Origin of the sequence: Haladaptatus sp. W1, from assembly GCF_001723155.1 — an archaeon.
In the GTDB taxonomy this organism is placed as follows: domain Archaea; phylum Halobacteriota; class Halobacteria; order Halobacteriales; family Haladaptataceae; genus Haladaptatus; species Haladaptatus paucihalophilus.
This window is the reverse complement of sequence record NZ_MEIH01000312.1, coordinates 1-2,075: the sequence shown is the minus strand read 5'-3', so window position 1 is coordinate 2,075 and position 2,075 is coordinate 1. Positions and strand designations below refer to the sequence as shown.

Genomic DNA, 2,075 nt, shown 5'->3' with positions numbered 1-2,075 from the left:
ACGAGGCGGTCGTCTGTGACACCTGCGAGACGCCCGCCGCCCAAATCTGGTAGTTCCGCACGCACCGAACGCGATTGCGGACCCCGCTTTTATCACCCATTTATTTCTACGAATGACGGACGGAAACCGCGAATCGGTCCTCACTGAACTTGATTCCGGAGGTCGTCGTACGAACTCGCCTCGGTCACGTGTGCGACGTTTTCGGCCACGATATCCGCCAAGCGGGAGTAGTATTCGGGCGTGTGTCCCGCCATGTGCGGCGTGATGAGGACGTTCTCGAAGGTCCACAGCGGTGGTCCTCCGGCAGGGGTTCCGGGTCGGGTCACGTCCAGCGCCGCCCCGCGGATGTGGTTGCCTCGGAGCGCCGAGACGAGCGCGTCCGTCTCGACCACCTTGCCGCGGGCGATGTTCACCAGCACGGCGTGGGACGGCAGGGTGTCGAACGCCGCGGCGTCGAGTAGCCCGCGCGTGTCGTCCGTCAGCGGGCAGGCCAGCACGAGGTAGTCCGTCCGGACGAGCGCGTCGTGCAGGTCGTCGAAGCCGACCACCTCGTCGGTCGGGCCGCCCTTTTCGGGCGAGTAGCGGACGCCGACCGTCTCGACGCCGAACCCGTCCAACCGCTCCACGATGGCCTGGCCAATTGCGCCCAACCCCACCACTGTCACGGTACTCCCCTGTAGTTCGTGGGCCTGAAAGTGCCGCCACTCGCGGCGCGACTGCTGTCGCCCGGCGCGGAGGAACTTCCGCGTGAAGGTCAACATCGCGCCGACGACGTGCTCCGCGATGTTCGGACCGTGGACCCCCGAGGCGTTCGTCACCGCGACACCCCGTGATTCGAGGGCGTCGAGCGGCAGGTGTCCCGTTCCGGCGTAGGCACACGCGAACAGTTCCATGTTTTCGGCGTGGGCGAGCAGGGACTCGTCGATGGTCATCCCGGTCACGATTTCGGCGTCGGCGATACGCGGCGTCTCGAATCCAGCTGTAGCGATAATCCCAGTTTCGAACCCCGCCGACGTTCTCGGGGAGCGAGGTGGTCGGCGCGGCACAGATGGCTCCCGTTTCGCGGTGGGTGAGCAGTTTGAGGACCAATCCCGACCGGACGGCGAGGTCGTGGTGCACCCCGTCGAACGAGCACCCGTCCGGGCAGGAGTGCGCCCAGTCGCGCCAGAAATCCACCGTTCGGTCGAGGCGCTGGGAACAAACGTCGGGGTCCGCCTCACCCGTCTCCTCGTGCGACAGCACGAACCACGTCGATTCGTCCGCCGACAGCGACCACGTGGCGCGGACGGTCGCCCCGTCCACCTCGAATCCGACACCGCCCGCGAGAAAGACGAATTCCGCGTCGTCAGTCGGATACTCCCCGTCCGAGACACGAACCCCGCCGTCGGTGGATTCCACGATTGATTCCCCCCGTGCGTAATCGAATCGCGGGGCGAACGTCAGTTCGAGTTCGACGGTTCCCTCGACAGCCGTCACCTCGCGGTAGACCGCACGCTCCATGCCGTCGTCGCGGACGGGCATGAAATCGGTAACCCGCACGCGCCCGGAATTCGTTTCGAACGTCGTCCGCAACACGTTCGTTCCGTCGAGATACGACTGTTCCGAGTCGAACGAGTCGGTCGGCTGAATCCGCCAGAATCCCCCGTTTTCGGCGTCCAAGACGCTCGTAAACACGCTCGGTGATTCGACGTGTGGCAGGGGAAGCCACTCGATTTCGCCCTCGTCGTTGACCAGCGCACAAGTCTCCAGATTACCGATGAGTCCGTACCGTTCGAGTGGAGAATACCGGGTCATCGTTTCGGACCCCCAGCAAACCGCGTCATATCGATAATTCGACCGAGCAACGAATTGAACCTTTGGGCGGTTCACCGTCCGCGCCGTCGGCGACGAGGCGGATGTTTTTATGTAATGACGGAAGCACTCCGGGCCACCGTGGGACACAGAGCACTCGTCGTTTACGAGCGACCCGACGGCCGGTACGACCGTCACTACGCACACTGGGGCGCGGCGGACCTCGAACTCCGTCACGGAATCACGCCGGAAACACCCTTCGCGGGCAACCGCCCGTCCCGCAT

At 64.7% G+C, this 2,075-nt stretch carries 2 protein-coding genes and 1 pseudogene; 1 reads left to right on the top strand and 2 read right to left on the bottom strand.

All coding sequences use genetic code 11. The annotated features are described in order from the left end of the window. Positions 1-140: 140 nt before the first annotated feature. Together BG842_RS29035 and BG842_RS29030 are read right to left on the bottom strand one after the other, a co-directional pair. A complete protein-coding gene (locus BG842_RS29035; RefSeq protein ID WP_394327483.1) occupies positions 141-932 on the bottom strand; it encodes a D-2-hydroxyacid dehydrogenase in 792 nt (263 codons plus the stop codon). Positions 933-1,017: 85 nt separating this feature from the next. Continuing rightward, positions 1,018-1,794: pseudogene (locus tag BG842_RS29030) on the bottom strand (glycoside hydrolase family 15 protein); the annotation flags it as partial. Positions 1,795-1,908: 114 nt separating this feature from the next. Between BG842_RS29030 and BG842_RS32790 the strand changes: the two are divergent. After that, positions 1,909-2,075: DUF6735 family protein (locus BG842_RS32790; protein WP_342764811.1), on the top strand; the 167-nt coding region annotated here is incomplete at its 3' end.